The following is a 25,238-nucleotide window of genomic DNA, read 5'->3' on the forward strand; positions in this document are numbered from 1 at the left end:
GGCTCCGGCTGTCTCGCCGCCCCACCGCGGGTCCGCACGCGAGGTGAGGAGCAGACGATGCCGCACACAGTGGAGTGGAAGGTCCATCTCTACCTCTACGAGGACCAGGGCAGGACGAAGGCGCGCGTCGAGCTGGACACCGGCGACGCGGCGCTCACCGGCCGGGGCACGGCGCGGTGCAACCCGGAGGACCGGGACATCCCGGTGATCGGCGACGAGCTGGCGGCGGGCCGGGCCCTGAGCGATCTCGGGCAGCAGTTGCTGCGGGCCGCCGAACACGACATCGAGAGCGAGGAGCCACCGGCGCCGCGTAAGCCCCGGCCCGGATACGGCTGGGTGGTCTGACCGCCCGCGGCTCCCTCAGTCGCCGGGTGGCCGGGACGCGGCCGCGCCGACGTCCTCGGCGGCCTTGGCGAGCAGATCGAGCATGGCCAGCTCCGCACGCGGGGCGTCCCGGTCGCGCACCGCGTCCAGCACCCGGCGGTGGCTGGGCACCGGGTCGTCGGCGTCGCCGCGCGCGTGCACCAGCCGGTCGCGCTCGCGCAGCCCGGGCTCCAGGATCAGATCGAACCGGGCGAGGAGTTCGTTGCCGGTGGCGGCGAGCAGCGCCCGGTGGAAGGCGGCGTCGGCGTCCGCCTCGGCGGGCAGGTCGCCCCGGGCGCGTTCCATCGCGGTCAGCGCCGCCTCCAGCGCGGTCAGGTCGGCGTCGGTGCGGCGCAGCGCGGCCCGGCGGGCGGCGGCGGGCTCGACGACGGAGCGCACATCGGTGAGGTCGCGCATCAGCCGCTCGCCGTCGCCGCCCGCCATGCGCCAGCGGATCACGTCGGCGTCCAGGAGGTTCCAGGCGGAGCGGGGGCGGACGTAGGTGCCGCGCTTCTGCCGGGCGTCGATGAGCCCCTTTCCGGCCAGCACCTTCAGGGATTCGCGCATCACGGTGAGGCTGACGTCCAGTTCGTCGCCGAGGGCCCGTACGTCCAGGACGTCGCCCTCGGCCCAGTGGCCGCCGACGATGCGGGCGCCCAGCCGCTGGACCACCTGGCCGTGCACGCCGCGGCCGGAATAGGACGCCATGGGCTTCTCCTCGTCAACACGGAACCACTGGGCATTATTTATGAATACATCTTGACACCCCCCAGGCCCGCCCGGACGATGAACCGACCTCACCGACGAGCACGCCGACCGCGGGGAGCCCCCTGTGACGCAGTCGCCGCACGCCCATCTCCCGGCCACGCTGACCATCTCGCTGTGGGACTTCAGCTGGTACACCCGTACCGGCCCGGGCGAGCCCTTCGCCGATCTGGACCGCGCCTTCGAGGACGCCGTCGCCCGCGGCTACAACACGGTACGCATCTGCGCGATGCCGTACCTGCTCTTCGGTTCGGGACTCGACACCAGCCGGCTGCGGCTGCGCCCGCTGGGCGGCGACTACGGGCAGCGGACGCGTTGGTACGACGTGGGCGCGGTCGCCGAGATCGACGGGCGTGCCCATCTGCGGGCGCTGTTCGAGACGGCCCTCCGGCACGACTGCTACGTCATCCTCTCCAGCTGGGAGTACCAGCAGAGCCCGTCGTTCGCCGAGGACCGCGCCTGGTTCGACGCCCTGATGGCGGTCGATCCCGAGCGGCGCGCCGAGGTGCTGGCGGACGCGCTGGCCGACCTGATCGACTTCCTCGTCCTGCACGGCCTGGAGGACCGGATCGCCTTCACCGAACTGCACAACGAGGTGCAGGGGACCCGGCTCACCGACGGGCTGCGGGGCGAGGACCGGGTCGTCGCGCTGCGGCCGCGCCTGGAGCGCGGTCTCGCCCGGTTCAGGGAGCGCCACCCGAACCGGCCGGTCACCGTCAACTACGCCATGGTGCCGGTGGGTTCGCTGCGCGGGGTGCCCCGGAACGTCGACGTCGCCGTGTTCCACCCGTACGTCTACGGGGTGCTCGGCGAGCTGATCGACACCTTCGCGATCCGCGACCGGGCCCGGCCCTTCCCCCAGCCTCGGGCCCGCCGGGAACTGCTGCGCCCCGGCGCGCCCGATCTGGCGGACTGGGTGCCGCCGGAGCGTGACCGGTGGCGGCTGGCGGCCACCGCGGTCGGGCCGCGGGAGATCTACGTCCACGACTGGTGCGATCCGGTCAAGTGGGACGCCTGGCTGTACGAGCGCTACGCGACGCACCGGCTGGCGATGGAGCAGAAGCTGGTCACCTGGATCGAGGCGGCCGCGGACTGGGCGGCGGAGACGGGAGTGCCGCTGGTCTTCGGTGAGGGCTGGATCGGCTACACCCCGCTGCACGGCACGTTCGAGGAGGGCCCGGTGGGGGCCGCGTTCTGCCGCCGCGCCGTGACCGAGACGGCGCGGGTCGGGGCGTGGGGCGCGGTGGTGTGCTCCAACGCCGCGCCGCAGCACCCGATGTGGCAGGACATCGCGCTGCAGCGGGAGTGCAACGCCATACTGCGCGGCTGAGGTCGTTCCACAGCCGTCACCACTCGGCGAACGAGCCGTCCGGGTGTCGCCAGATCGGGCCGCGCCAGTCGGGGGTGGTTCCGTCGGCGGCGCGCACGGCCTTCTCGTCGACCTCGATGCCGAGCCCGGGGGCGGTCGGCCGGTTGATGTGGCCTTCGTGGAAGCGGAAGACCTCGGGGTCGACCACGTAGTCGAGGACTTCGGCGCCGTCGTTGTAGTGGATGCCGATGCTCTGTTCCTGGATGAGGAAGTTGGGGGTCGCGAAGGCGATCTGGAGGCTGGCGGCGAGCGAGACCGGGCCCAGCGGGCAGTGCGGGGCGAGGGGGATGTCGAAGACCTCGGCGAGCGAGGCGATGCGCCGCACCTCGGAGATGCCCCCGGCGTGCGAGAGGTCGGGCTGCAGCACCGCGACCCCGGCCCGCAGCGCGGGCAGCGCGTCGGTGCGGGAGTAGAGCCGTTCGCCGGTGGCGATGGGAACGGGCGAGGAGGCGACGAGATCGCCGAGCAGATGGGTGTATTCGGGGAGGACCGGCTCCTCGGCGAACAGCGGGTGGTACGGGGCCAGATGGGGCAGGGTTTTGCGGGCGCCCGCGGCGGTGAAGCGGCCGTGGAAGTCGACCGCGAAGTCACGGTCCGGCCCCAGGGCCTCGCGCGCGGCGGCGGCGCGGGCCACGACGGCGTCGATGTCGGAGACGGTGGGCAGCCGGTTCATCCGCCCGGAGGCGTTCATCTTCACGGCGGTGAATCCCGCCTCGACCTGGGCGGCGACCGCCTCGCCGATCGCGGCGGGCTCGTCGCCGCCGACCCAGCTGTAGGCGCGGACCCGGTCCCGTACCGGGCCGCCGAGCAGGACGTGGACGGGCACGCCGAGGGTCTTGCCCGCGATGTCCCACAGCGCCTGGTCGAGCCCGGCGACGGCGCTGGAGAGCACCGGGCCGCCGCGGTAGAAGGAGCCCTTGGTCATCAGCTGCCAGTGGTCCTCGATCCGCGCGGGGTCCTTGCCGACGAGGAGTTCGGACAGCTCGTGGACGGCGGTGCGGACGGTGGCGGCGCGGCCCTCGACCACCGGCTCGCCCCAGCCGACGACGCCCTCGTCGGTCTCCACGCGGCACAGCAGCCAGCGGGGCGGGACGGCGAAGGTCTCCACACGGGTGATGATCACAAATCGCTCCTCAGGAACTGGTCTTCAGCACGCTCCACCCGCCGTCGACCACCAGCGAGGCGCCGGTGACGAACGAGGCGTCGCCGCCGAGCAGGAAGGCGATGGCCCCGGCCACCTCCGCCGGGCGTCCGAGGCGGCGGGCCGCGGTCTGCTCGGCACTGCTGCGCCGGTCCTCCTCGCTGATCCCGGCCCAGGCGCGGGTGAGGACGGGGCCCGGCAGGACGGCGTTGACCCGCACTGCGGGGCCGTACTCGACCGCCAGCTGGCGGGTCAGCCCGGTGAGCCCGGCCTTGCCGGCCGCGTAGGCGGGGCGGCCGGGGAGGCCGACGAGGGCGTGCACGGACGACACCAGGACCGCGCTCCCCCGGGTGGCCCGCAGGCCGGGGAGGCAGGCGCGGAAGCCGAGGAAGGCGGCGGTGAGGCCGACCGACAGCTGCCGGTTCCACTCGTCGAGGCCGATCGCGTCGGCGGGCGAGATCCGTACCGTGGTGGCGTTGCTGACCAGTCCGGCCACCGGTCCGTAGCTCCCGGTCGCGGTGCGTACCGCCGCGTCCCAGGAGGCCTCGTCGGCCACGTCGCAGTACTGGAAGACGGCCCGGCCGCCGTCGGCGCGGATGTCCCGGGCGACGCCCTCGCCCTCCTCGCGCAGCACATCGGCGATCACCACCCCGGCACCGTCCGCGGCCAGCCGGCGGGCGGTCGCCTCGCCGATGCCGCCGGCGGCGCCGGTGACGATCACGCAGCCGGGCCCCTGAGCGGGGCCCCGAGCGGGGGAAGAAGAGCTCACGGCCGATATTAAATATGAATTAATGAGTGACGCCAAGGGGTCCCGTCAACCGGGCGGAGTAAAATTCGCTGCACGTGCCGGAACGAGGCGAGAGCGTATGCGATGGCCGACAGCACCTTCCGTGGATGGCCCCACCACCTCCCCGACCTGATCTCGGACGCCACCTGTGTGGTGGACGGGCGGGGCGTGCTGACCGGCTGGAGCGCCGGCGCCCGGAGCCTCCTCGGATACCGGGCCGAGGACGTGGTGGGACGCCCGGTGGCCGAGCTGTTCGCGCACCGGGGCCCGGGGCCGCCCCGCCTCGACGCGTACACCGCCGCCGGGGGCGGGCCCGCGGTGCTGCGCCACCGCGACGGCCACAAGATCCCCACCGTCCTGTGGGCCCAGCCCTGGTCCCTGGGCGACGGGCACCCCCACTGGCTGCTGCAGGCCACCCGCGAGGAGTCGGTGCGGCGCCAGGACATCGGCCGCGCGCTCCTGGACGGCCTGGGCCTGGCGTCACCGGTCGCGATGAGCGTCTACGACACCGAGTGCCGCTGCCTGATGCAGAACGCCGCGCTGCGGCGGCTCAGCGGCGTCCAGGACGAGGAGCGCCTGGGGCGCACCCTGGGCGAGATCGTCTCGCAGGTGGACACCTCCGGAATCGAGGAGATGCAGGACCGGGTGCTCCGCCAGGGCGTCACGGTCGCCGACGTCGAGGTGCGCGGCCGGGCGCCCTCCGACCCGGGCCGGGAGCGCGTCTGGTCCAACTCGGTCTTCCCGCTCAAGGACCGCTCCGGCGAGGTCTTCGCCGTCTGCCACGCGGTGCTCGACATCACCGAGCGGCACCGCGCCCGCGAGCGGCTCGCGGTGCTGAACGACGCCGGCGTCCGCATCGGCTCCACCCTGGACCTGCTGCACACGGCCCAGGAGCTGGCGGACGTGGCGGTGCCCCGGCTCGCCGACTTCGCCTGCGTCGACCTGATCGAATCCGTCTTCGAGGGCGACGAGCCGCCCACCGGGGCGGTGGGCAGCAAAACGGTGTTCCGGCGCGCCGCGCACCAGTCCATCGTGCCCGGCACCCCGGAGGCGGTGGCCGACGTGGAGGACGTGGACGTCCACGCGTCCGCCCCGGACTCCCCCTTCGCCCGCGCCCTGGCCACCGGCACCTCCGTCCGGGAGACGGTGAACGGCCCGGGGCCGGACCCCGGCTGGCTCGACGGCGATCCCCTGCGGGCCGAGGGCATCCAGCGGTGGGGCATCCACTCCTGGATGGTGGTGCCGGTACGGGCGCGCGGCAGCACCCTCGGGGTGGCCATCTTCCTGCGGCGGCAGCGCCCCGACCCCTTCGAACAGGACGATCTGCTGCTGGCCGACGAGATCGTGGCCCGCGCCGCGGTCTGCATCGACAACGCCCGCCGCTACACCCGCGAACGCGGCACCGCCCTCGCCCTCCAGCGCAGCCTGCTCCCCCAGCGGCTGCCCGGCCAGGCGGCGGTGGAGGCCCGGTCGCGCTATCTGCCGGCCGGCAGCCGGCTGGGGGTGGGCGGCGACTGGTTCGATGTGATCCCGCTGTCCGGGGCCCGGGTGGCGCTCGTCGTGGGGGACGTGGTCGGCCACGGGATGAAGGCCGCCGTCACCATGGGACGGCTGCGCACCGCCGTCCGCACCCTGGCCGATCTCGACCTTCCCCCCGACGAACTGCTCGCCCACGTCGACGACCAGGTGCGGCGGCTGGTCGACGAACAGGCCGCCGAGGGCCAGGAGTCCGGCGACGCCACGGACCCCGCGGCCGGTTTCGCCTCCGAACCGGCCATCGACGCCTGGGCCTTCGGCGCCACCTGCGTGTACGCCGTCTACGACCCCATCACCCGGCGCCTGGCCTTCGCCCGGGCCGGCCATCCCCCGCCCGCCGTCGTCACCCCCGGCGGCCGGGCCCGGTTCCTGGAGTCCGCGAACGGGCCGCCGCTGGGCGTGGGCGGGCTGCCGTTCGAGGCCACCGAGGCCGAACTGCCCGACGACAGCCTGCTGGTGTTCTACACCGACGGCCTGGTGGAATCGCGCGACCACGACATCGACACCGGGCTGGACCGGCTGCGCCGCGCCCTGGACGACGGGTGCGGCGATCTGTCGCCGGACGCGGTGTGCGACACCGTCGTCTCCCGGCTGGTCCCCGGGCACCCCTCCGACGACGTGGCGCTGCTGGTGGCCCGTACCCGGGCGCTGAGCGACGACCGCTGCGCCACCTGGGACCTGCCCGCCGAGCCCGCCGTCGTGGCCCGGGCCCGGGCCCAGGTGGCACACCAGCTGGCACGGTGGCGGCTGGACCATCTCGTGGCCACCACGCAGGTCGTGGTCACCGAGCTGCTCACCAACGCGATCGTGCACGCCCGTGGCCCGATCCAGCTGCGGCTGGTCAGAAACCAGTCGCTGATCTGCGAGGTCTCCGACAGCAGCGCGGCCGCCCCGCATCTGCGCCGGGCCGGGTGGATGGACGAGGGCGGCCGGGGCCTGTTCCTCATCGCCCAGCTCAGCCGGCGCTGGGGGACCCGGTACTCGGCGGACCGCAAGACCATCTGGGCCGAGCAGCCGCTGACCGGTCCGCTCCGGTAGGCGGTGTCTTCCGGTACGTACCCGCCCCCGGCGGGTACGTGATGCGGATGTGAGCGCTTCTCTCCCCGGTCCGGCCACGCGCCGCGCCCTCGTGGCGGGTTCGGTCGGCAACCTCATCGAGTGGTACGAGTTCGGTGTCTACGGCTTCTTCGCGACGGTCATCGCCGCGAACTTCTTCACCCCCGAGGGCGGCAGCGCCCTGGAGGGCCTGGTCAAGACCTACGCCTCGTTCGGGCTCGCGTTCTTCTTCCGGCCCATCGGCGCCGCCGTCTTCGGCCGTGCCGGCGACCGGATCGGGCGGCGCCCGACCCTGATCCTGGTGCTGCTGCTGATGACCGGCGCCACCACGCTCATCGGCCTGCTGCCCACGTACGACACGGTCGGCGCCGCCGCCCCGTGGCTGCTGACCCTGGTGCGGATCCTGCAAGGGCTGTCCGCGGGCGGGGAGTTCGGCGGGGCGGTGTCGATCATGACGGAGTTCGCTCCGCCGGGCCGCCGCGGACTGTACGGGGCGTGGCAGTCGTTCACCGTCGCGCTGGGGCTGCTCGCGGGCGCCGGGACGGCCGCCGTCCTGGCCACCGTGCTGAGCGAGGAGGCTCTGAACGACTGGGGCTGGCGGCTGCCGTTCCTGCTGGCCCTGCCGATCGGGCTGGTCGCGCTGTGGCTGCGGCTGCGGCTGGAGGAGACCCCGTCGTTCCGCGCGACCAACGCGGCGAGCACACCGGCCGGCCCGGTCGCCTCCCGCCGCGAGGTGGCCCGGGCCGTCGTGCTGGGTGCCGGGCGCATCATGGGCTGGGCCGCGGCCGGGTACACCTTCCTGGTCGTCATGCCCTCGTATCTGCAGGCCACCCTGGACGCCACGTTCCAGCAGGCGCTGATCGCCACCGTGGTGGCCAACGCGGGCTTCGCGGCCGCCATCCTCCCCGCGGGGCTGCTCAGCGACCGGATCGGGCGGCGCCCGGTCATGCTGACCGGTGCCGCCCTGGTCACCGTGCTCGCCTTCCCGCTGCTCGACCTCCTGCAGGATCCCGGCAGTCCGGCGCTCGCCCGGGGCGTGGCCGTCTTCGTGGCGGGCGCGGTGGTCGGGCTGATGGCGGGCCCCGGCCCGGCGATGCTCGCCGAGATGTTCCCGACCCGGGTCCGGTACACGGGGCTGGGGCTGGCGTACGCGCTGTCGAACGCCGTGTTCTCGGGGTGCGCCGGGCTGATCATCACCGAGGCGATCAAACGGACCGGTGAGGCGGACATCCCCGCCTACTACGTGGCCGCGACCGGCGCCCTCAGCCTGATCGCCCTGGCCACCCTGCGCGGCGACGCCCACCGGGGCGCGCTGCGGGAGGAGGAGCGGCCCACGCCCCGCGACGAGACCGAGGAGGAGACCCCGTGCGCGTGATCGGACTGATGTCGGGCACATCCCATGACGCGGTGGACGCGGCGGCCGCCGATCTGGCCCTCGACGGCGACACCCTGGTGCTCGCCCCGCTGGGCCTGCTCAGCGCCGCCTATCCGGACACGTTGCGCGCGGCGCTGGCCGCCGCGCTGCCACCGGCGGCGACCACCATGGCGGAGGTGTGCGCGCTGGACACCCGTATCGGCCAGGCCTTCGCCCGGCTCGCCGCCCGCGCCGACCGGGAACTGTGCGACGGACGGGCCGATCTGATCAGCTCGCACGGCCAGACCGTGTACCACTGGGCCGAGGACGGCCGGGTGCACGGCACGCTGCAACTCGGACAGCCCGCCTGGATCGCCGAGGCCACCGGCGTCCCCGTCGTCTCCGGTCTGCGCGGCCGGGACGTGGCGGCGGGCGGCCAGGGCGCCCCGCTGGTCAGCCTGGTCGACACGCTGTGGCTGCGCGGACGGCCCGGGGTGTGCGCCGCCCTGAACCTGGGCGGTATCGCCAATCTCACCGTGGTCCCCCGGGCCGGTGAGCCGCTGGCCTTCGACACCGGCCCCGCGAACGCCCTGATCGACGCGGCGGTCCGGGATCTGACGGGCGGCCGGCTCGACCACGACGCGGACGGCGCCCTCGCGGCGCGCGGCACCGTGCACCCCGGGCTGCTGGAGCGGCTGCTGGCCGAGCCGTACTACGCGCTGCCGCCGCCCAAGACGACCGGCAAGGAGCTGTTCCACCTCCCCTATCTGCGGGCCGCGCTGGCGGCCACCGGCCCCGTCGCCGACCACGATGTCGTCGCCACCGTCACCGAGCTGACCGCCCGTACCGTGGCCGACGCGGCGCGCTCCGTGCACGCCACCGAGGTCATCGCCTCCGGCGGCGGCATCCGCAACCCCGGCCTGATGGCCGCGCTCCGCCGCGACCTCGGCGCCATCGCCCTGCGGGTCTCCGACGAGCTGGGGCTTCCGGCGGCGGCCAAGGAGGCGTACGCCTTCGCCGTCCTGGGCTTCCTGACCGCCCACGGCCTGGCGGGCACCGTGCCGAGCTGCACCGGCGCCCGGCACCCGGCCGTCCTGGGCTCGATCACCCCGGGACGGCAGGCGCTCGTGCTGCCGCCGCCGGACCGTCCGGCGCCGTCCCGGCTGGAGATCTTCCGCCGGTGAGGAGGGGCCTCGGTCCGGCGGTGCGGGGGGCGGCGGGTGAGCCGGCGGGCCCGGCCCGCGGTCTGGAACGGGATCGGGAAGTCGTCCACATCGGCCTCCACCATCGGCAGGGCGAACAGCCCGCCGGGGAGCAGCAGGCGGCGGATGGTGCCCAGCGCGAGCGGGATCTCGGCACGGGGCGGCATCAGCGGCGAGAAGAACGCCGTGACCGCCTCGAACCGGCCGAGATCGACCGGGCCTCCGCGGCGCAGATCGGCGATGTCCGCCTGGTGGAAGTCGGCGCCGGGGGCATAGGACCGGGGCGAGCCGCACCATTCCGGCGGACAGGTCGACGCCGGTGACCCGGAGCCCCGCACCGGTCAGCCGGTGCTGCCCTTGGGCTTGTCGTCGTCCACGATCTCCGCGTCCACGACCTCGTCGCCGTCCGCGTGCGGCTGGTCCCGGCCCGCGTCGCCGCTTCCGCCGCCGCCCGGGGTCCCGGACTGCCCTTGCGCCTGTGCGTAGAGGGCGGTGCCGATCTTCTGCGCGACGGTGGCGGCCTTGTCGGTGGCGTCCCGGATCGCGGTGGTGTCCTCGCCCTTCAGCGTCTCCTTCAGCTCCGCGACCGCCGTCTCGGCCTCCTCCCGGACGTCCCCAGGCACCTTCCCTGCCTGGTCGCGCAGCAGCTTCTCGGTCTGGTAGACGAGGGATTCGGCCTGGTTGCGGGTCTCGGCGGCCTCGCGGCGCTTGTGGTCCTCCTCCGCGTAACTCTCGGCCTCGCGCATCATGCGGTCGATGTCGTCCTTCGGCAGCGCCGAGCCGCCGGTGACCGTCATCCGCTGCTCCTTGCCGGTGCCCAGGTCCTTGGCGGAGACGTGCATGATGCCGTTGGCGTCGATGTCGAAGGCCACTTCGATCTGCGGCACCCCGCGCGGGGCCGGCGGCAGACCGGTCAGCTCGAACATCCCCAGCTTCTTGTTGTACGCGGCGATCTCACGCTCGCCCTGGAACACCTGGATCTGCACCGACGGCTGGTTGTCCTCGGCCGTGGTGAAGACCTCCGAGCGCTTGGTCGGGATCGTCGTGTTGCGCTCGATCAGTTTGGTCATGATGCCGCCCTTGGTCTCGATACCGAGGGACAGCGGCGTGACGTCCAGCAGCAGGACGTCCTTGACCTCACCCTTGAGGACCCCGGCCTGGAGGGACGCGCCGATGGCGACGACCTCGTCCGGGTTGACGCCCTTGTGCGGGTCCTTGCCGGTCAGCTCCTTGACCAGGCCGGTCACCGCGGGCATCCGGGTCGAGCCGCCGACCATGATCACATGGTCGATGTCGGAGGTCTTGACCCCGGCGTCCTTGATCGCCTGGTGGAAGGGGGCCTTGCAGCGCTCCAGCAGGTCCTCGGTGAGCTGCTGGAACTGCGAGCGGGTGAGCTTCTCGTCCAGGTGCAGCGGGCCCTCGGCGGAGGCCGTGATGTAGGGCAGGTTGATCGCGGTCTCGGTCGCCGCGGACAGTTCGATCTTGGCCTTCTCGGCGGCCTCGCGCAGCCGCTGCACCGCCATCTTGTCCTTGGACAGATCGACCCCGTAATGGTTCTTGAACTGCTTCACCAGGTGGTCGACGACGCGCTGGTCCCAGTCGTCACCGCCCAGGTGGGTGTCCCCGTTGGTGGCCTTGACCTCCACGACCCCCTCGCCGATCTCCAGCAGCGAGACGTCGAAGGTGCCGCCGCCGAGGTCGAAGACCAGGATCCGCTGGTCGTTCTCCCGGTCCAGCCCGTACGCGAGGGCGGCCGCCGTGGGCTCGTTGATGATGCGCAGCACCTTCAGCCCGGCGATCTCGCCCGCCTCCTTGGTGGCGGTGCGCTGGCTGTCGTTGAAGTACGCGGGGACGGTGATGACGGCGTCCGTGACATCCTCGCCGAGGTACCCCTCCGCGTCGCGCTTGAGCTTCTGCAGCACCCGTGCGGAGATCTCCTGGGCGGTGTAGCGCTTGCCGTCCACCTCGCCCGTGGCGGGGAAGCGCCAGCGCTCCTCCCCCATGTGGCGCTTGACCGACCGGGCGGTGCGGTCCACGTTGGTCACCGCCTGGCGCTTGGCGACCTCGCCGACCAGCACCTCGCCGTTCTTCGCGAAGGCGACCACCGAGGGGGTGGTCCGGGCGCCTTCGGTGTTGGTGATGACGGTGGGCTCGCCGCCCTCGAGGACCGAGACCACGGAGTTCGTCGTCCCCAGGTCGATACCGACTGCGCGGGTCATCTCGAACCACCTCCCGATACGACTCCCAGTATCCCAAAAGCTGCTCAATGCCGGATATGCCCGCCGCGACCCCGGTACGGGGTGAAGGACACCACCAGGACCAGCGCGACCAGCCCGGCCGGGAGGGCGGGCGCGGCCGGAGCGGCACGGGTGACCAGCAGGGCGCCGAGCGCCGCGCCCACGACGAGGGCGGCGAGCAGCGCCACGCTGATCCAGCGCACCCGGCCGTCGCGGGCCACGTCGACCAGCAGACCGGTCAGGGTGCCGGTGAGGTACGTGGTGGACATCCCCGGCGGCCCGATGGCGCGCACCAGACCGCTCTGACCGCCCATGGCGAGCGCGGCCACCGCGAGCAGCCCCAGCCGCACGCCCCCGCCGGGGTGGCCGCCCGCGGTGGCCCACCCCGCCCACAGCCCGCCGAGCGCGAGCACATCCACGCCCAGGGCCCAGCGAGTGCGCACGGCGGCTCGCTCGCCCCGGACGATACGGGCGCTGAGCAGGGCGCCCGCGATGAAACCGGCCACCGCGACGGCGGCGTCCCGGGCCCGGTCCGGGTCCTGGGCGCCCGCCGAGATGCCGAGGAGCGAGAGGTTGGCCGTCATGACGCTGGTGAAGACGCCGCCGAGGGCGAGGAAGCTGATCGCGTCCATCGCGCCGGTGGCCACGGTGAGCGCGACGGCGATCGCCGTCAGGCCGCCGTCGCCGGTGCCGCGCGCCCGTCCGCCCGGTGGCGGCGCGGCGCCGTTCCCGGGCGGGGCCGCGGTCTCGTCGCCGTCCGCCATCGGCCACCTCCGGCCGGCCCGGGTGCCCCGCCGGGGGCGCGGGAAACAGCGGTCCCGGACGCGCGGGGAACACTGGTCCGGGACGCCGAAGGACCAGTGGTCCGGGATTCCGGCCGCATTCCGCTTCCCGTACCGCCACCGCGTCGCTAGGTTCGGGGTGCCCCATCCCGTAACTCCCCCTGAGCCGTGGAGGAATGCCGCACGTGTCCCGCGAACTCCATCACCGCGCGGTCGTCGCCGACGCCCACAACGATCTGCTGGTCGCCGTCGCCGCCCGCCCGCCGCGGCGCTGGGCGTCCTTCTTCCGGGAGCGGTGGCTGCCCCAGTTGCGCGACGGAGGCGTCGACCTCCAGGTGCTGCCGGTCTTCGTCGAGGACCGGTTCCGCCCCGAGGGCGCGCTGCGGGAGACCCTCCGCATGATCGAGTGCGCGCATACGCTGGCCGAGGGCAACCGGGACGAGGTACGGCTGTGCCTGGACGGGTCCGACATCGACGCCACGCTGGCGGAGGGCCGCATCGCGCTGGTGCTGGCGCTGGAGAGCGCCCCCGGGCTCGACGCGGACGTGGAGCTGATCCCGACCGTCCACCGCCTGGGGGTGCGGGTCGCCTCCATCGCCCACTGGGGGCGTACGGCGCTGGCCGACGGCAGCGGCGAGGACGCCACCGGCAGCCGGCTGACGGCGGCCGGGGTCGAGGCGCTGCGGGAGATGGAGCGGCTGGGCATCCTCTTCGACGTCTCGCATCTGAGCGCGTCGGGCGTCGCCCATGTGCTGGAGCTGGCCACCCGTCCGGTGCTGGCCACCCATTCGTCGGCGCGCGCGCTGCTCGACCATCACCGCAATCTCACCGATGAGCAGATCCGCGGCATCGTGGCCACCGGTGGCATGGTGTGCGTGAACTTCCTCGGCGAGTTCCTGGCCGCCGACCCCGCCGAGCGGACGGTGGACCGGCTGGCCGACCACATCGTCCATGTCGCGGAGGTCGCCGGGCCGGACCGGGTGGGTCTGGGGCCGGACTTCATCAAGGAGGTCAGCGCCGATGTCAGCCCGCCGGCGTGCGAGGACCTGGACTACGCCGAGCTGGTCGTCCCGGGGCTGGAAGGGCCCCGCGGCCTCCCCCTGGTCACCGAGGCGCTGATCGGCAGGGGCTTCTCCGAGGCCGCGGTCCACCAGATCCTCGGCGGCAATGTGCTGGACCTGTTCCGCAAGGAGCTGGGCCGCCCCGTGTGAGCCGGCGCGCCCGCCGCCTTCGCGCGGGCCGGTGAACGGCCGGCGCGACGCCGGCGGGCGGCACCGCCGCCGCGATGCCGCCCGCTCCTCGAAGGGCCGTCAGGAACCCGCCACCGCCGCGGGTTCCGCGGACGGCCCGGCCGGGGCCTTGGCACCGGCGCGCACCCACAGCGGCTTCAGCCGGTAGGTCAGCAGGTACAGCACCACGGACGCGCCCGCACCGACGTACATGCTCAGGTCACCGGCGCCCGGGTACGCCGAGGCGAACGCACCGGTGTACAGCTTGGACTCCCAGAAGGGTATGGACGCCAGCACGCCGCCCACCCAGGCGACGAAGCCCCAGGAGAGCACCCGTCCGCGGTCGTACAGTTCGGCGATCCGCGCCGGGTCGGAGCGGCCGCCCAGCCAGTAGTCCAGGAGCAGCACGGTGGCGAAGGGCGCGATGAAGTACGCGGTGAGGTTGAGGAACACGGAGAACTTCTCCTCGATCCCGGACTCACCCCACAGGCTGATCACATACGCCAGCAGACAGATGACGGTGACCGCCTGGGTCCGGGTGACCGGCACCTTCAGGGTCTGGACGGAGATGGCGCCGCCGTAGACGTTGAGGAAGTTCTGCGCGAGCGCCGAGAGACCGACCGCGATGAGCGCGGGCACGGCGAACGGCCCGGCCAGTTCGTGGAGGGCGGTGATGGAGTCGGTGCTGTTGGCGTTCGAGCCGACCAGGACGCCCAGGATGCCGAGCCAGCAGATGGTGACGAAGTTGCCCAACCCGGTGTACCAGGCGGTGCGGTTCACCATCGTCGGGGTGTCCGGCAGATAGCGCGAGTAGTCGGAGGCGAACGGTGCCCAGGCGACCAGGAAGGAGAGGAACCAGCCGCAGAAGGTGATCCAGCCGCCGGTGTCCCCGATGTAGCCGGACGCCTTCGGGTTGGCCTCGAAGGTGCCCGCGCCCCGCACCAGGGCCACGACCGTGATCATCGCGAACAGCGGTGTCAGTACATAAGTGAGCACCCGCTGAAGAAAATTGATCATGTTGTAGCCGAAGATGGACACCACCAGCTCGATCGCGGTGAGCAGCAATCCGCAGAGCCAGTAGGGCAGATGGGTCAGCTCCGAGATCGCCTTGCCACCGAGGATCACGGTGACCGAGGCCCAGCCGACCCCGGCGAACACGTTGATGTACGCCACCGGCAGGAAGTTGCCGAAGAAGCCCAGCGGACCGCGCGCCTGGATCTGCTGCGGCACCCCGAGCCGTACGCCCATCTTGGACATCACGGCCATCAGCAGCGAGCCGACTCCGGCTCCGACGACGATCGCGGCGACCGCGCCGGTGAAGCTGAGGCCCAGGCTGATCGCGCTGAATCCGAGGAGGATGATCGGGAAGTTGAGGCCGGCGGCGAACCAGACGAAGAACTGGGAGCTGGGCTTGCCGTGCCGCTCGTTGTCGGGGATGTGATCGACCCCGAAGGGTTCGACTTTGGTGACCGCGCTGCCGTAGACCGGCGCCACGTCGTCGTGGGTCATGGGCTTGGCTCCTGGGGACAGGGGAGATCAGGGCGTCAGGGGGTGGCAGGGTGCGGAGGGGAGGATGGGTCCGGGCGCGGCCGAAGGCGTCTCACCACGGCAAAGGCGCTGTGTTCGAGATATCGAAAAACCCGCCACCACTGTAGACCAGAGGTGCCAGGTCCTCGTGACGGGCCGCGACCACCCGGCCGGTGAAGACGGTGTGGCTGCCCGCTTCCAGCCGCTCGCCGATCTCCACCTCCAGCTGGGCGCAGGACCCGTCGATCAGGGGGACGCCGGAGTCGCCCGGGGTCCAGGACAGACCGGCGAACTTGTCGTCGGACTTGGACGCGAAGACCTTGGCGACGTCCAGCTGACCGGCGGCGAGGATGTTGATGCCCAGATGGGTGGACCGGTGCAGCGCGGGGTGGGTGGTGGAGCTGCGCTGCACACAGACCAGCACCATCGGCGGGTCCAGTGAGATGCTGGAGAAGGCGTTGACGGCCAGGCCCCTGGGCGTACCGGCGTCGTCGGTGGTCACCACGGTCACGCCGGTGATGAACTTGCGGTGCACCCCGCGCACCAGGTCGGCGTCGACGGCGGCCTCCTGGGTGGTGGTGATGATCCCCAGCGCCTCCAGCAGCTGACGGGGGTCCCAGGTCACCCATTCCTCGGCGATCACACCGTTGTCGAAGTGGGTGAAGGTGGCGCCGGAGACCTCGACCGGGCGGCCGGTGGGCGGCACGCCGAGGAAGTCGCCGGTGTGGCTGCCGGTGCTGCGCCAGCGGATCGCCAGCTCCTCGCCGTCCTCGACGATCTCCTCGATCTCGGTGTGCAGATCGGGGAACGCCTCACGGATGGCGCGTACGGAGTTCTTGAACTGCTCGCGGTCCTGGGGCGCCGCGGCCGGGCCGCGCCGCCGGACATAGCCGGGGCTCAGCAACTCGTCGAACGCCTCCATCCGGCCCTGATCCCAGGCGGCCCGCCAGGCGGAGCGGATGCGGGCGGTGCGGTCAAGAGTGTGCGTCATGACAGATCCCTCAATCGGCTCTTGTATGGCAGAGGACGCTAAGAACGGCGCCAGCCGCTGTCAACACCTTGGGACAAATGAGCCGGGAAAGAACCGATCTCGCACCAAATACACAGGTCAAAGTTGTTGCCTGGGCGTTAACCCTTGACGGGCTCCAACCGGACTCCTAGCCTCCCTGCCATGGCACAGCGCGACCCGGAAGAACAGGACGGACGCTGCATGCGATTCTCGATATTCCACAACCTCGGGGCACCGGGCCGGCTCGGCTCCTACGCCGACGTCATGGACGAGGCACGGGAGTTCGCGGTCGCCGCGGACCGCGCGGGCTTCTGGTCCACCTGGTACACCGAGCACCACTTCGGCCACGAGGCCATCGAGATCACCCCGAACCCGGTCCTGATGGGCGCCGACATCGCCGCCCGTACCGAGAACATCAGGATCGGCCAGGCGGCGAACATCGCCACCTTCTGGCATCCGCTGCGGCTCGCCGAGGACATCGCGATGCTCGACCAGCTCTCCGGCGGCCGGGTCGAGGTCGGTCTCGGCCGTGGGCTGTACGGGCGCGAGGCGCTCAATCTGAACGCGCTCGCCGACCCGCGTGACCAGGAGCAGAACCGCGCGCTGTACGACGAGACCGTGGAAATCCTGCGCAAGGCGTGGAGCGGCGAGTTCTTCTCGCACCAGGGCCGCTTCTACCAGTTCCCCGCCCCCGGGGTGAAGTGGAACCATCCGCTCTCCCCCGCCACCCCGGACTACATGGAGGACGGGGTCATCACCAAGATGCAGGTGACGCCGTTCCCCCTGCAGCGCCCGCATCCGCCGCTGTGGCAGGTCATCGACAGCCCGCGGTCGATCAAGGCGGCCGCGGCCGACGGGGTCCAGGGGATGTTCTGGCTGCCGCCGGTCTCGGCGCTCAAGGAGCGCTTCGAGCTGTACCGCACCACCGCGAGCCAGGCGTCGGGCCGCGAGTACGCGCTCGGCGAGGGCATCGGCCTGGTACGGGACGTGTACGTGGCCGACACCATGGAGCAGGCGCGCGCGGACTTCGAGGAGGCGCTGATGACCACCTACCGGTGGATCATGCACTTCCGGGGCCTGGGCAACCTCATGGAGGCGGGCGAGGAACTGACCGACGCCCACGAGCTGTCCTTCGACTTCCTGGCGAAGCGCAATCTGCTGGTCGGCACCCCCGAGTACGTCTCGGAGAAGATCGCCGAGCTGCGGGAGGAGGTGGGCCTGGAGCATCTGCTGCTGTGGACCACCCACCCCGGTCTGGAGCACCGCAAGGCGATGCGCAGCCTGGAGCTGTTCGCGGAGAAGGTCATGCCGCGGTTCACCGATGGCGGCCACCATGGCTGACCTGGGCCTGCGCAAGGTCGCCAGCGTCACCGACGAGGTGCTGCTGGAGCTGGGGCGGCCGGTGGCCGCCTCCGTGCGCCGGGTCGCGGCCGCGGCGGTGATCCGTAACCCATGGGCGGGCCTGGGCCTGGTCGCCGATCTGCAGCCCGAGGTCGAGCGGATCGCCCCGGGGCTCGCGCGGATGCTCACCGACCGGGTGAGCGAGGCGCTGGGCGGCGTGGAGCGCGTCGAGGCGTTCGGCAAGGCCGCGATCGTCGGGCTGAACGGGGAGATCGAACACGGCGGGGCGCTGATCCACACCCCGTTCTTCGGCAATGTCCTGCGGGAGCTGACCGAGGGCACCTCGATCATCGTGTTCAGCGACGACCGGCTCCCGGCGGGTGAGCCGCTGACCGTGCCGCTGTGGCACAAGACGGCGGCCGCGACCCGCTCGCACTACCAGACGTGCCAGATCCGCATCCCCGACGCGCCGCGGCCCGACGAGATCGTCGTCATCGCGGCCGGCGCGTCCGGCCCCCGCCCCAACGCGCGGATCGGGGACCGGGCCACCGATCCCGTCATCCGCCTCGCCGACCTGGAAGACCCTGCAGATACGGCAGCCCCGAAAAACATGGAGACCGTGCAGTGAACGTCCGCAAGATCATCACCTTCACCGAGGACATCCACAGCGAGGGCGGCCGTCCGGTGGACCCGCCGGCCCGTACCGCGGTGGTGCTCGCCGTCATCGAGAACCCCTGGGCCGGGCAGGGCTATGTGACGGATCTGCTGCCGGGCATCGACGAGGTGGCGCCGAAGCTCGGCGAGCTGCTGGCGCCGCGGGTGGTCGAGGCGCTGGGCGCGCCGGTCGAGGCGTACGGGAAGGCCGCCATCGTGGGCCTGGACGGGGAGATCGAGCACGGCTCCGGGCTGATCCACACGCTCAAGTTCGGCGACCACTTCCGCAAGGCGGCGAAGGCGACCACCCTGCTGCCGGCCGTGGAGAAGCGCGCGGCCGCGGGCACGGTCTTCGACATCCCGCTCAAGCACATCACCGACGCCACGATCCGCTCGCACCACCAGAGCATCGAGGTGCGGGTGGCGGACGGACCGCGCGCCGACGAGATCGTCATCGGGCTCGCGGCCGCCGCCCAGGGCCGCCCCCAGGCCCGGCTGGCCCCGCTCGCCACGGAGCAGTGAGCACCATGGGCACGGGCGGCGGTAGGCACGCGCCCCGGACGGGTGGCCCGGCCCGTCCGCCCGGGGCGCGCTCCACCACACCGGTCGCGCTGGCGCACGAGACGCACGGCGCCGGGCCCGGCCTCGTCCTGCTGCACGGGGTCGGGCTCGACCGGCGCATGTGGGAGCGGTGTCTGCCCGCGCTCACGGCCCGGCACCGGGTGACGCTGGTCGATCTGCGCGGCCACGGCGCCTCCCCGGCCGCGGCACCCGGGGTGTCGGTCGACGAGCTGGCCGCGGACGTGGCGGCCCTGCTGAGCGGGCCGGCGCATGTCGTCGGCTTCTCGCTCGGCGCCCTGGTCGCCCAGCAGCTCGGTCTGGACCGGCCGGACCTCACCGCCTCGCTGACGCTGGTCAGCTCGGTGGCGGGGCGGTCGGAGGACGAGCGCGCGGCGGTGGCGCGGCGGCGGGAGGTGGCGGCCCGGGACTTCGGGGCGTCCGCGTGGGCGGCTGTCGACCGCTGGTTCTCGCCCGGCTGGCGGGCCCAGGAGCCCCTTCTGGCGCAGCGGGTGCTGGACACGCTGCTGGCCAACGACCCCGTCTCCTACCTCGCCTGTTACGACGTCTTCGCGACCGCCGACGCCGGGCTGTGGCCGCGGCTGCCCCGGATCACCGCGCCCACCCTCGCGGTGACCGGGGAGGACGACCCCGGCTCCACCCCGGCCATGTCGCAGCGGCTCGCGCGGCGGATCCCCGGCGGCCGGGCGGTGATCGTGCCCGGGGCCCGCCATCTGCTGCCGCTGGAGCGCCCGGAGCGACTGGCCGACGCGATCCTCACCCACACCGGACATCAGGAGTGCCACAGCTCATGAACCGCCTGCCGCGCCACGACCACTACATCGCGGGCGAGTGGACCGCCCCCGCCGACGGCGGCTACTTCGCCAGCGTCAACCCGGCCACCGCCGAGCCCTGGTACGAGGCGGCGAACGGCACCGCCCCCGATGTGGAGCGCGCGGTGGACGCCGCCCGCGCCGCCTTCGAGGATCCACGCTGGCGGGACCTGAGCCAGACCCGGCGCGGCCGGCTGCTGCGCGACCTCGGCGATCTGATCGGCGAACACGCCGAGGAGCTGGCCCGCACCGAATCCCTGGACAACGGCAAGCTGCTGCGCGAGATGCGGGCCCAACTCGCGGGTCTGCCCGAGTACTTCTATTACTACGCGGGGCTCGCCGACAAGATCCAGGGTGATGTCATCCCGGGCGCGAGCCGCGAACTGCTCAACTACACGCTGCGCGAACCGGTGGGCGTGGTGGGTGCCATCACCCCCTGGAACTCCCCGCTGCTGCTCACCGCCACCAAGCTCGCCCCGGCGCTGGCCGCGGGCAACACGATGGTCATCAAGCCGTCGGAGCACACCTCGGCCTCGCTGCTGGCGCTCGCCCCGCTCTTCGCGGAGGCGGGCTTCCCGCCGGGCGTGGTCAACGTGGTCACCGGCTTCGGCGCCACCGCGGGCGGCCCGCTGACCGAGCACCGGGACGTGGCCAAGGTGAGCTTCACCGGCTCCACCGAAACCGGCCGCCGGATCGCCCGTACCTGCGCCGGCCGGCTGATCCGCTGCACCCTGGAGCTGGGCGGCAAATCGCCCAACATCATCTTCCCGGACGCCGACCTCGGCTCGGCCGCCATGGGCGTGATCGCCGGGGTGTTCGCCGCCGCGGGCCAGACCTGTGTGGCGGGCAGCCGGGTGCTGGTGCATCGCGAGGTGTACGACGAGATCCTGGAGCGGGTCGCGGCCCGGGCCGCGACCATCGCGATCGGCGACCCGCTCGACGACGCCACCGAGCTGGGCCCGCTGGCCATCGCCGAGCAGCTGGAGAAGGTCGAGGGCTATGTCGAGCTGGGCCGCTCCGAGGGCGGAAAGGTGGTGTGCGGCGGGACCCGCCCTGACACCGGGCTGAACGGTTACTTCTACTCCCCCACCGTGTTCACCGGCGTCGACAACACGCTGCGGATCTGCCAGGAGGAGATCTTCGGGCCGGTGGCCACCGTCCTGCCCTTCGAGTCCGAGGACGAGGCGCTTTCGATCGCCAACAACTCGGCGTACGGCCTCGCGGCGGGGGTGTGGACCCGGGATGTGAACCGGGTGCACCGGATGGCGTCCCGGCTGGAGTCGGGCACGGTGTGGGCGAACACCTACCGTTCGATGTCGCCGATGTCGCCCCGGGCGGGCTTCAAGAACAGCGGCATGGGCACCGAGCACGGCACGGAGGTCATCCGGGAGTACACCCGGCTGAAGAGCGTGTGGATCAACACCAGCGAGGAACCGGCCGGGGATCCGTTCATCCTCAGGTCATGACGGCATGAGGTGATGATGTCCAGGCGGGAGCGCTCTTGTATGGCAGACCACACGAGCCTGTCCTCGGTTGACGGGGCGAGAGCGCCCCGCCTACTGTCACGTGCCATGCAACGACCCACAGGCAAGCGGCTTCAGCAGACCAGCATGCAGGCGAGGGTTGCCGAAGAGCTGCGGCAGATGATTATCAGTGGCGAACTGCCGCCCCGCTCCAGCCTGTCCGAGATGGCGCTGTCCGAGACCTTCGGGGTCAGCCGGACCCCCATCCGCGAGGCCCTCAAGCAGCTCCAGATAGAAGGGCTGGTGGAAGTCCGGCCCCGGGTCGGCACGTTCGTCGCCGTACCGTCGCGCCGTGAGCTGACCGAGCTGTTCCAGATGAAGGAGCTGTTCGAGGGCGCCGCCGCCCGGCTGCTCGCCTTCCGTGGGAACGTACCGGAGGTGGAGCAGCTGGAGGCCAGCATGCGGGCGGCCGACCAGGCCGTCAGGGACGGCGACGCGGAGCGGTACGCGGCGCTGGTCCACGAGTTCCACGATCTGATCGTCAGGGGCGCGGACAACAGCAAGCTGGAGGGGCACTACCGCACCCTGATGAACCAGCTCGCCTACGCCCGGCTGGTGCGCACCTCGCTGTCCCGCCCCGGGCGGCTCATCGAGTCGGACTCCGAGCATCACCGCGTCCTCAGCCTGATCCAGGCCAAGGACGGCGACGGTGCCGAGCGGGTGATGCGCGAGCATGTGCGCGCCAGTCACCAGGCCCTGATGACGGGCATGGACGAGCGCGGGCACTGAAGGTCCCGGCGCCCCCGGGCCGCCGGTCAGCCCTCGTTGGCGGCCCGTGCGGCGCGCAGCGCCGAGCGGAGCCGGTTCCTGGCGCCGAGGAGGTGCTCGCGCAGGGTGGTGACGGCGGTCTCGGTCTCGCCCCCGCGCACGGTCTCCAGCAGGTCGACATGGGCCTCGGCGGAGGGGTGCAGATCGACGTCCTGGGCGTTGGTGACGTCGAGGACGACGCCGAAGGTGGGGCGGTACTGCTCCCAGACGGCGACCAGCCGGCGGTGCCCGGACAGCAGGTAGAACTGGGAGTGGAACTCCAGGTCGGCGAGGGCGAAGTCGCTGGGCGCGGAGCGGTCGGCGGCGTCCCGCATCCGGTCGACGAAGCCCTGGGCCCGGTCCCAGTCGCCGGGTCCGGCCCGGCCGATGGCGAGGGTGAGGGCCAGGGTCTCCAGGGATTCGCGCAGCGTGTACAGCTCGTCGACGTCGTCCTCGGTGAGCCCGGTGACGAAGACGCCGCGGCGCCGGGATTCGACCAGCCCCTCGGCCTCCAGCTGCCGCAGCGCGTCGCGGACCGGTCCGCGACTGACGTCGTACTGCTCGGCGAGGGCGCCCTCGACGAGATGGGTGCCGGGGCGCTGCCGTCCTGAGATGATGAGGACGCGCAGCTCGTGGGCGACCCGATCGCCGAGGGACTGCTGCTGTAGCGAGGTGATGGGCACCGACGGGCTCCTTCTGGGGGGGGCGGAACGTCTTCAGTCAACCGTTAACCGCCGACTCATTATTCCTCCCCAGGGCCGCTCCGGAAACGGTGGCGAAGGCGATGCCGCGCCGCTGCCAGGTGTACGTGACGGCGACGCCGTCCGCCCAGGGCACGACCGCCGGGTAGGAGAACTCGGCTCGGCCGTCGGTCCGTACGCCCGTCTCGTCCGGGACGATGGCGCCGGGGCGGGCGGCGGGCCGGTCCTCCAGCACCACCGCCCGGCGCCAGGTGATCCCGTCGTCCTCGGACACGGACAGCACCAGCGGGGTACGGGCGCCCCACGCGGCGGCCACCGGGTTGTGCGCCAGCACCACCCGGCCGTCGGCGAGCCGTACGGCGTCCAGACCGCTGTTGTTGTTCGGGACGTCCAGCGGCCGCGCGGTCGACCAGGTACGGCCGCCGTCGTGGGAGACGCTGCGGCACACCCGGCCGCAGGAGCTGCGCAGCAGCATCCGGACCTCGCCCGGGGCGCTCTCCCACAGCGTCGGCTGGATGACCCCGGCGCCGCGGAACGCCGGGCGGTCCAGCGGTACGGGCGCGGAGCGCCGCCAGCTCGCGCCGCCGTCGTCCGAGCGGTCGGTGAACGCGTCCCAGCGGCCACCGGCGCTCCGCGGCTCCTCGACGGAGGCGGGCGCGAGCCAGCCGCCGTCGGCGAGGCGGATCGGCTTGTTCTTCACCGGCCCGCGCCCACCGGCCCCTTCCGCGCCCGGCACCAGTTCGGCGGGGGCGGACCAGCCGAGGCCGCCGTCCCGGGAGCGCAGCACCCGGGTGCGCCAGCCGGGGATGCGGTGGCCGGTCTTGCAGAAGAGCAGCACCTCGCCGTGGCCGGTGGCGAACAGGACGGGGTTCCAGTGCGGCAGCCCCGCCTCGTCCGCCACCTTCACCGGCGCCTGCCACCCGCCGCCGGTCCGCCGCGCCAGCCAGATCGCCACGTCGTCCGCGCCCTCCCGGCTTCCGGCGAACCAGGCGGCCAGCGCCTCGCCCTCCGGCAGCGGCAGCAGGGTGGAGGCGTGGCAGTGGCCGAAGCGGGGGTCGTCGCGCAGGACGAACTCGCGGTGGACGGTCACGCGACCGCGCCGGTCTCCGGCGCCGCGGCCGGCTTGGTGTCCGGCGCGGGCGCGGGTTCGGGTCCGGCCGCCATCGCGGAGCTGGTGTCGACCAGGTCGCGTCGGGAGGTCTCGGGGGTGAAGAAGTACGCGGCGGCCGCCGAGATCAGGGCGACGGCGCTCGCGTAGGCGGCCACCGGGATCCAGTTGTCGCCGCCGCCGGTGAGCGCGGTGGCGATGAACGGAGTGAGACCACCGGCCACGATCGCGCCGAGCTGGGCGCCGACCGAGGCGCCGCTGTAGCGGACCTTGGAGCCGAACAGCTCGGTGAACAGGGCGGGCTGGACGGCGTTGCAGGCGTTGTGGGCGAGATTGATGACCAGGCAGTACGCCAGCACGATCAGCACCGCGGAGCCGGACTTCAGCAGCCAGAACGCCGGGAAGGCCAGGGCCGCGGCGGCCAGGCCGCCGTAGACGTAGACCGGGCGGCGGCCCACCTTGTCGGACAGCGCGCCGAAGAAGCCGTGGGCGGGGAAGGCGAGCACCGAGGCGATCATGATGGCGGTGGTCAGGGTGGCCTTCGGGATGCCGAGGTGTTCCGGTCCGTAGGACACCGCGAAGACGGTGAGGAGGAAGAACGGCACGCTTTCGCTGAACCGCAGCGACATGATCAGCAGCACGCTCCGCCAGTCATGGCGCAGCACGTCCAGCAGTGGCGCCTTGGCCTTGCCCTCCTCGTGCTTGACCTGCTCGAACACTGCGGACTCGCCGAGCCGGCCGCGCATCCACAGCCCTACGCCCACCAGCACCGCGCTGCACAGGAACGGCACGCGCCAGCCCCAGGACTGGAAGGACCCGTCGGGCAGGAGGCCCATCAGCGCGAACATTCCGGTGGCCAGCAGCTGTCCGGAGAAGCCGCCGGTGTTGGGCCAGGCGCTGAAGAAACCGCGGCGGTGTGCCGGGGCGTTCTCGACGACCATCAGCATGGCGCCGCCCCATTCGCCGCCGACCATGAAGCCCTGGATGAAGCGCAAGACCACGAGCAGCACCGGTGCCCAGATCCCGATGGTGTCGTACGTTGGCAGAAGACCGACGGCGAAGGTGGCGGCGCCCATCCCGCACAACGTCGTGACCAGCGTGGTCTTCCGGCCGATGGTGTCGCCGAGGTGGCCGAAGACGAAGCCGCCGAGCGGGCGGGCGATGAAGCCGATGCCGAAGGTGGCGAACGAGGCGAGGGTGCCCGCGAACGGGCTCAGACTCGGGAAGAAGAGATCGCCGAACACCAGCGCGCTGGCGAGGCCGTAGAGCAGGAAGTCATAGAACTCGATGGTGTTGCCGATGAAGCTCGACAGCACGGTGCGGCGGAGTTGTACGGACGCGTGGCGTGAGGTCATGTGGTTCTCCTGCTCGGGGCCTCGTTGCCCGGGACATTGGTTAACCGTTCACGGTTAACCG

General features: G+C 72.5%; 22 protein-coding genes and 1 pseudogene. 12 read left to right on the top strand and 11 right to left on the bottom strand.

Going from position 1 to position 25,238, the window contains the following annotated elements; translation table 11 throughout:
* Positions 1-57: 57 nt before the first annotated feature.
* Positions 58-345 carry a DUF1876 domain-containing protein gene (locus ASC60_RS27790; protein WP_055555642.1) on the top strand — a complete coding sequence of 96 codons (288 nt, stop codon included), beginning with the start codon at positions 58-60 and terminating at the stop codon, positions 343-345.
* A gap of 15 nt (positions 346-360) precedes the next feature.
* Here the strand turns inward: ASC60_RS27790 and ASC60_RS27795 are convergent, their stop codons facing one another.
* Positions 361-1,071: a FadR/GntR family transcriptional regulator gene (locus tag ASC60_RS27795; protein ID WP_055555644.1), complete on the bottom strand. Its 711-nt coding sequence runs from the start codon at positions 1,069-1,071 to the stop codon at positions 361-363.
* A gap of 124 nt (positions 1,072-1,195) precedes the next feature.
* Between ASC60_RS27795 and ASC60_RS27800 the strand changes: the two genes are divergently transcribed.
* Complete coding sequence (locus tag ASC60_RS27800; protein WP_055555646.1) at positions 1,196-2,458, top strand: cellulase-like family protein; 1,263 nt, start codon at positions 1,196-1,198, stop codon at positions 2,456-2,458.
* Positions 2,459-2,474: 16 nt separating this feature from the next.
* On the opposite strand, the gene dgoD is transcribed toward ASC60_RS27800, so the two are convergent.
* Entirely contained in the window at positions 2,475-3,620 is a 1,146-nt protein-coding gene (gene dgoD, locus ASC60_RS27805) for a galactonate dehydratase (protein ID WP_055555648.1), read from the bottom strand.
* A 10-nt stretch (positions 3,621-3,630) separates the two neighbouring features.
* On the bottom strand, positions 3,631-4,416 hold the full coding sequence (locus tag ASC60_RS27810) for an SDR family NAD(P)-dependent oxidoreductase (protein ID WP_370592973.1): 786 nt from the start codon (positions 4,414-4,416) through the stop codon (positions 3,631-3,633).
* Between the two features lie 93 nt (positions 4,417-4,509).
* Here ASC60_RS27810 and ASC60_RS27815 point away from each other — a divergent pair, with 93 nt between their 5' ends.
* Genes ASC60_RS27815 through ASC60_RS27825 form a run of 3 tightly spaced genes read left to right on the top strand, consistent with a single transcriptional unit; the run spans position 4,510 to position 9,555 of the window.
* A complete protein-coding gene (locus tag ASC60_RS27815; RefSeq protein WP_055555652.1) occupies positions 4,510-6,999 on the top strand; it encodes a SpoIIE family protein phosphatase in 2,490 nt (829 codons plus the stop codon).
* A gap of 49 nt (positions 7,000-7,048) precedes the next feature.
* Positions 7,049-8,392: an MFS transporter gene (locus tag ASC60_RS27820; RefSeq protein ID WP_055555654.1), complete on the top strand. Its 1,344-nt coding sequence runs from the start codon at positions 7,049-7,051 to the stop codon at positions 8,390-8,392.
* Positions 8,383-9,555 carry an anhydro-N-acetylmuramic acid kinase gene (locus ASC60_RS27825; protein WP_055555656.1) on the top strand — a complete coding sequence of 391 codons (1,173 nt, stop codon included), beginning with the start codon at positions 8,383-8,385 and terminating at the stop codon, positions 9,553-9,555. Before ASC60_RS27820 ends, ASC60_RS27825 begins: the two co-directional genes overlap by 10 nt.
* 65 nt (positions 9,556-9,620) lie before the next feature.
* Here the strand turns inward: ASC60_RS27825 and ASC60_RS43350 are convergent.
* The 3 genes and pseudogenes from ASC60_RS43350 to ASC60_RS27835 all read right to left on the bottom strand — a co-directional run.
* Positions 9,621-9,921 (bottom strand): annotated as a pseudogene (locus ASC60_RS43350) (class I SAM-dependent methyltransferase); the annotation flags it as partial.
* Positions 9,915-11,792, bottom strand: coding sequence for a molecular chaperone DnaK (gene dnaK, locus ASC60_RS27830; protein WP_055555658.1), 1,878 nt, complete (start codon positions 11,790-11,792; stop codon positions 9,915-9,917). The pseudogene ASC60_RS43350 and the gene dnaK, both read right to left, overlap by 7 nt.
* Positions 11,793-11,836: 44 nt before the next feature.
* Complete coding sequence (locus ASC60_RS27835) at positions 11,837-12,574, bottom strand: YoaK family protein (protein WP_055555660.1); 738 nt, start codon at positions 12,572-12,574, stop codon at positions 11,837-11,839.
* 194 nt (positions 12,575-12,768) lie between these two features.
* Between ASC60_RS27835 and ASC60_RS27840 the strand changes: the two genes are divergently transcribed.
* Positions 12,769-13,803: a dipeptidase gene (locus tag ASC60_RS27840; protein ID WP_199831069.1), complete on the top strand. Its 1,035-nt coding sequence runs from the start codon at positions 12,769-12,771 to the stop codon at positions 13,801-13,803.
* A 99-nt stretch (positions 13,804-13,902) separates the two neighbouring features.
* Here ASC60_RS27840 and ASC60_RS27845 read toward each other — a convergent pair whose 3' ends face one another.
* Both ASC60_RS27845 and ASC60_RS27850 read right to left on the bottom strand, forming a co-directional pair.
* Positions 13,903-15,330 (bottom strand): cytosine permease, encoded by a 1,428-nt coding sequence (locus tag ASC60_RS27845; protein ID WP_055555664.1) that lies wholly within the window; start codon positions 15,328-15,330, stop codon positions 13,903-13,905.
* A 91-nt stretch (positions 15,331-15,421) separates the two neighbouring features.
* Complete coding sequence (locus ASC60_RS27850) at positions 15,422-16,339, bottom strand: flavin reductase (protein WP_055555666.1); 918 nt, start codon at positions 16,337-16,339, stop codon at positions 15,422-15,424.
* A gap of 219 nt (positions 16,340-16,558) precedes the next feature.
* Between ASC60_RS27850 and ASC60_RS27855 the strand changes: the two genes are divergently transcribed.
* The 6 genes from ASC60_RS27855 (at position 16,559) to ASC60_RS27880 (ending at position 21,995) form a co-directional block, all read left to right on the top strand.
* A complete protein-coding gene (locus ASC60_RS27855) occupies positions 16,559-17,698 on the top strand; it encodes an LLM class flavin-dependent oxidoreductase (RefSeq protein WP_055555667.1) in 1,140 nt (379 codons plus the stop codon).
* The gene (locus ASC60_RS27860; protein ID WP_234357177.1) at positions 17,691-18,326 is read left to right on the top strand and encodes an amino acid synthesis family protein; all 636 of its coding nucleotides are present in this window, start codon (positions 17,691-17,693) and stop codon (positions 18,324-18,326) included. Before ASC60_RS27855 ends, ASC60_RS27860 begins: the two co-directional genes overlap by 8 nt.
* A complete protein-coding gene (locus tag ASC60_RS27865; RefSeq protein ID WP_055555671.1) occupies positions 18,323-18,874 on the top strand; it encodes an amino acid synthesis family protein in 552 nt (183 codons plus the stop codon). The genes ASC60_RS27860 and ASC60_RS27865 overlap by 4 nt, the downstream gene beginning before the upstream one ends.
* Positions 18,875-18,879: 5 nt before the next feature.
* Positions 18,880-19,725, top strand: coding sequence for an alpha/beta fold hydrolase (locus ASC60_RS27870; protein WP_079038686.1), 846 nt, complete (start codon positions 18,880-18,882; stop codon positions 19,723-19,725).
* Positions 19,722-21,209, top strand: coding sequence for an aldehyde dehydrogenase (locus tag ASC60_RS27875; protein WP_055555672.1), 1,488 nt, complete (start codon positions 19,722-19,724; stop codon positions 21,207-21,209). The genes ASC60_RS27870 and ASC60_RS27875 overlap by 4 nt, the downstream gene beginning before the upstream one ends.
* A gap of 105 nt (positions 21,210-21,314) precedes the next feature.
* Positions 21,315-21,995: a GntR family transcriptional regulator gene (locus ASC60_RS27880; RefSeq protein ID WP_055555674.1), complete on the top strand. Its 681-nt coding sequence runs from the start codon at positions 21,315-21,317 to the stop codon at positions 21,993-21,995.
* A 26-nt stretch (positions 21,996-22,021) separates the two neighbouring features.
* Here ASC60_RS27880 and ASC60_RS27885 read toward each other — a convergent pair whose 3' ends face one another.
* Genes ASC60_RS27885 through ASC60_RS27895 form a run of 3 tightly spaced genes read right to left on the bottom strand, consistent with a single transcriptional unit; the run spans position 22,022 to position 25,177 of the window.
* Positions 22,022-22,696 carry a GntR family transcriptional regulator gene (locus ASC60_RS27885; RefSeq protein WP_055555676.1) on the bottom strand — a complete coding sequence of 225 codons (675 nt, stop codon included), beginning with the start codon at positions 22,694-22,696 and terminating at the stop codon, positions 22,022-22,024.
* Positions 22,697-22,733: 37 nt separating this feature from the next.
* On the bottom strand, positions 22,734-23,804 hold the full coding sequence (locus tag ASC60_RS27890; protein ID WP_055555678.1) for an exo-alpha-sialidase: 1,071 nt from the start codon (positions 23,802-23,804) through the stop codon (positions 22,734-22,736).
* The gene (locus ASC60_RS27895; protein WP_055555680.1) at positions 23,801-25,177 is read right to left on the bottom strand and encodes an MFS transporter; all 1,377 of its coding nucleotides are present in this window, start codon (positions 25,175-25,177) and stop codon (positions 23,801-23,803) included. Before ASC60_RS27895 ends, ASC60_RS27890 begins: the two co-directional genes overlap by 4 nt.
* Between the last annotated feature and the right edge of the window lie 61 nt (positions 25,178-25,238).

This window comes from Streptomyces sp. NBRC 110028, from assembly GCF_001417735.1.
GTDB lineage: Bacteria > Actinomycetota > Actinomycetes > Streptomycetales > Streptomycetaceae > Streptomyces.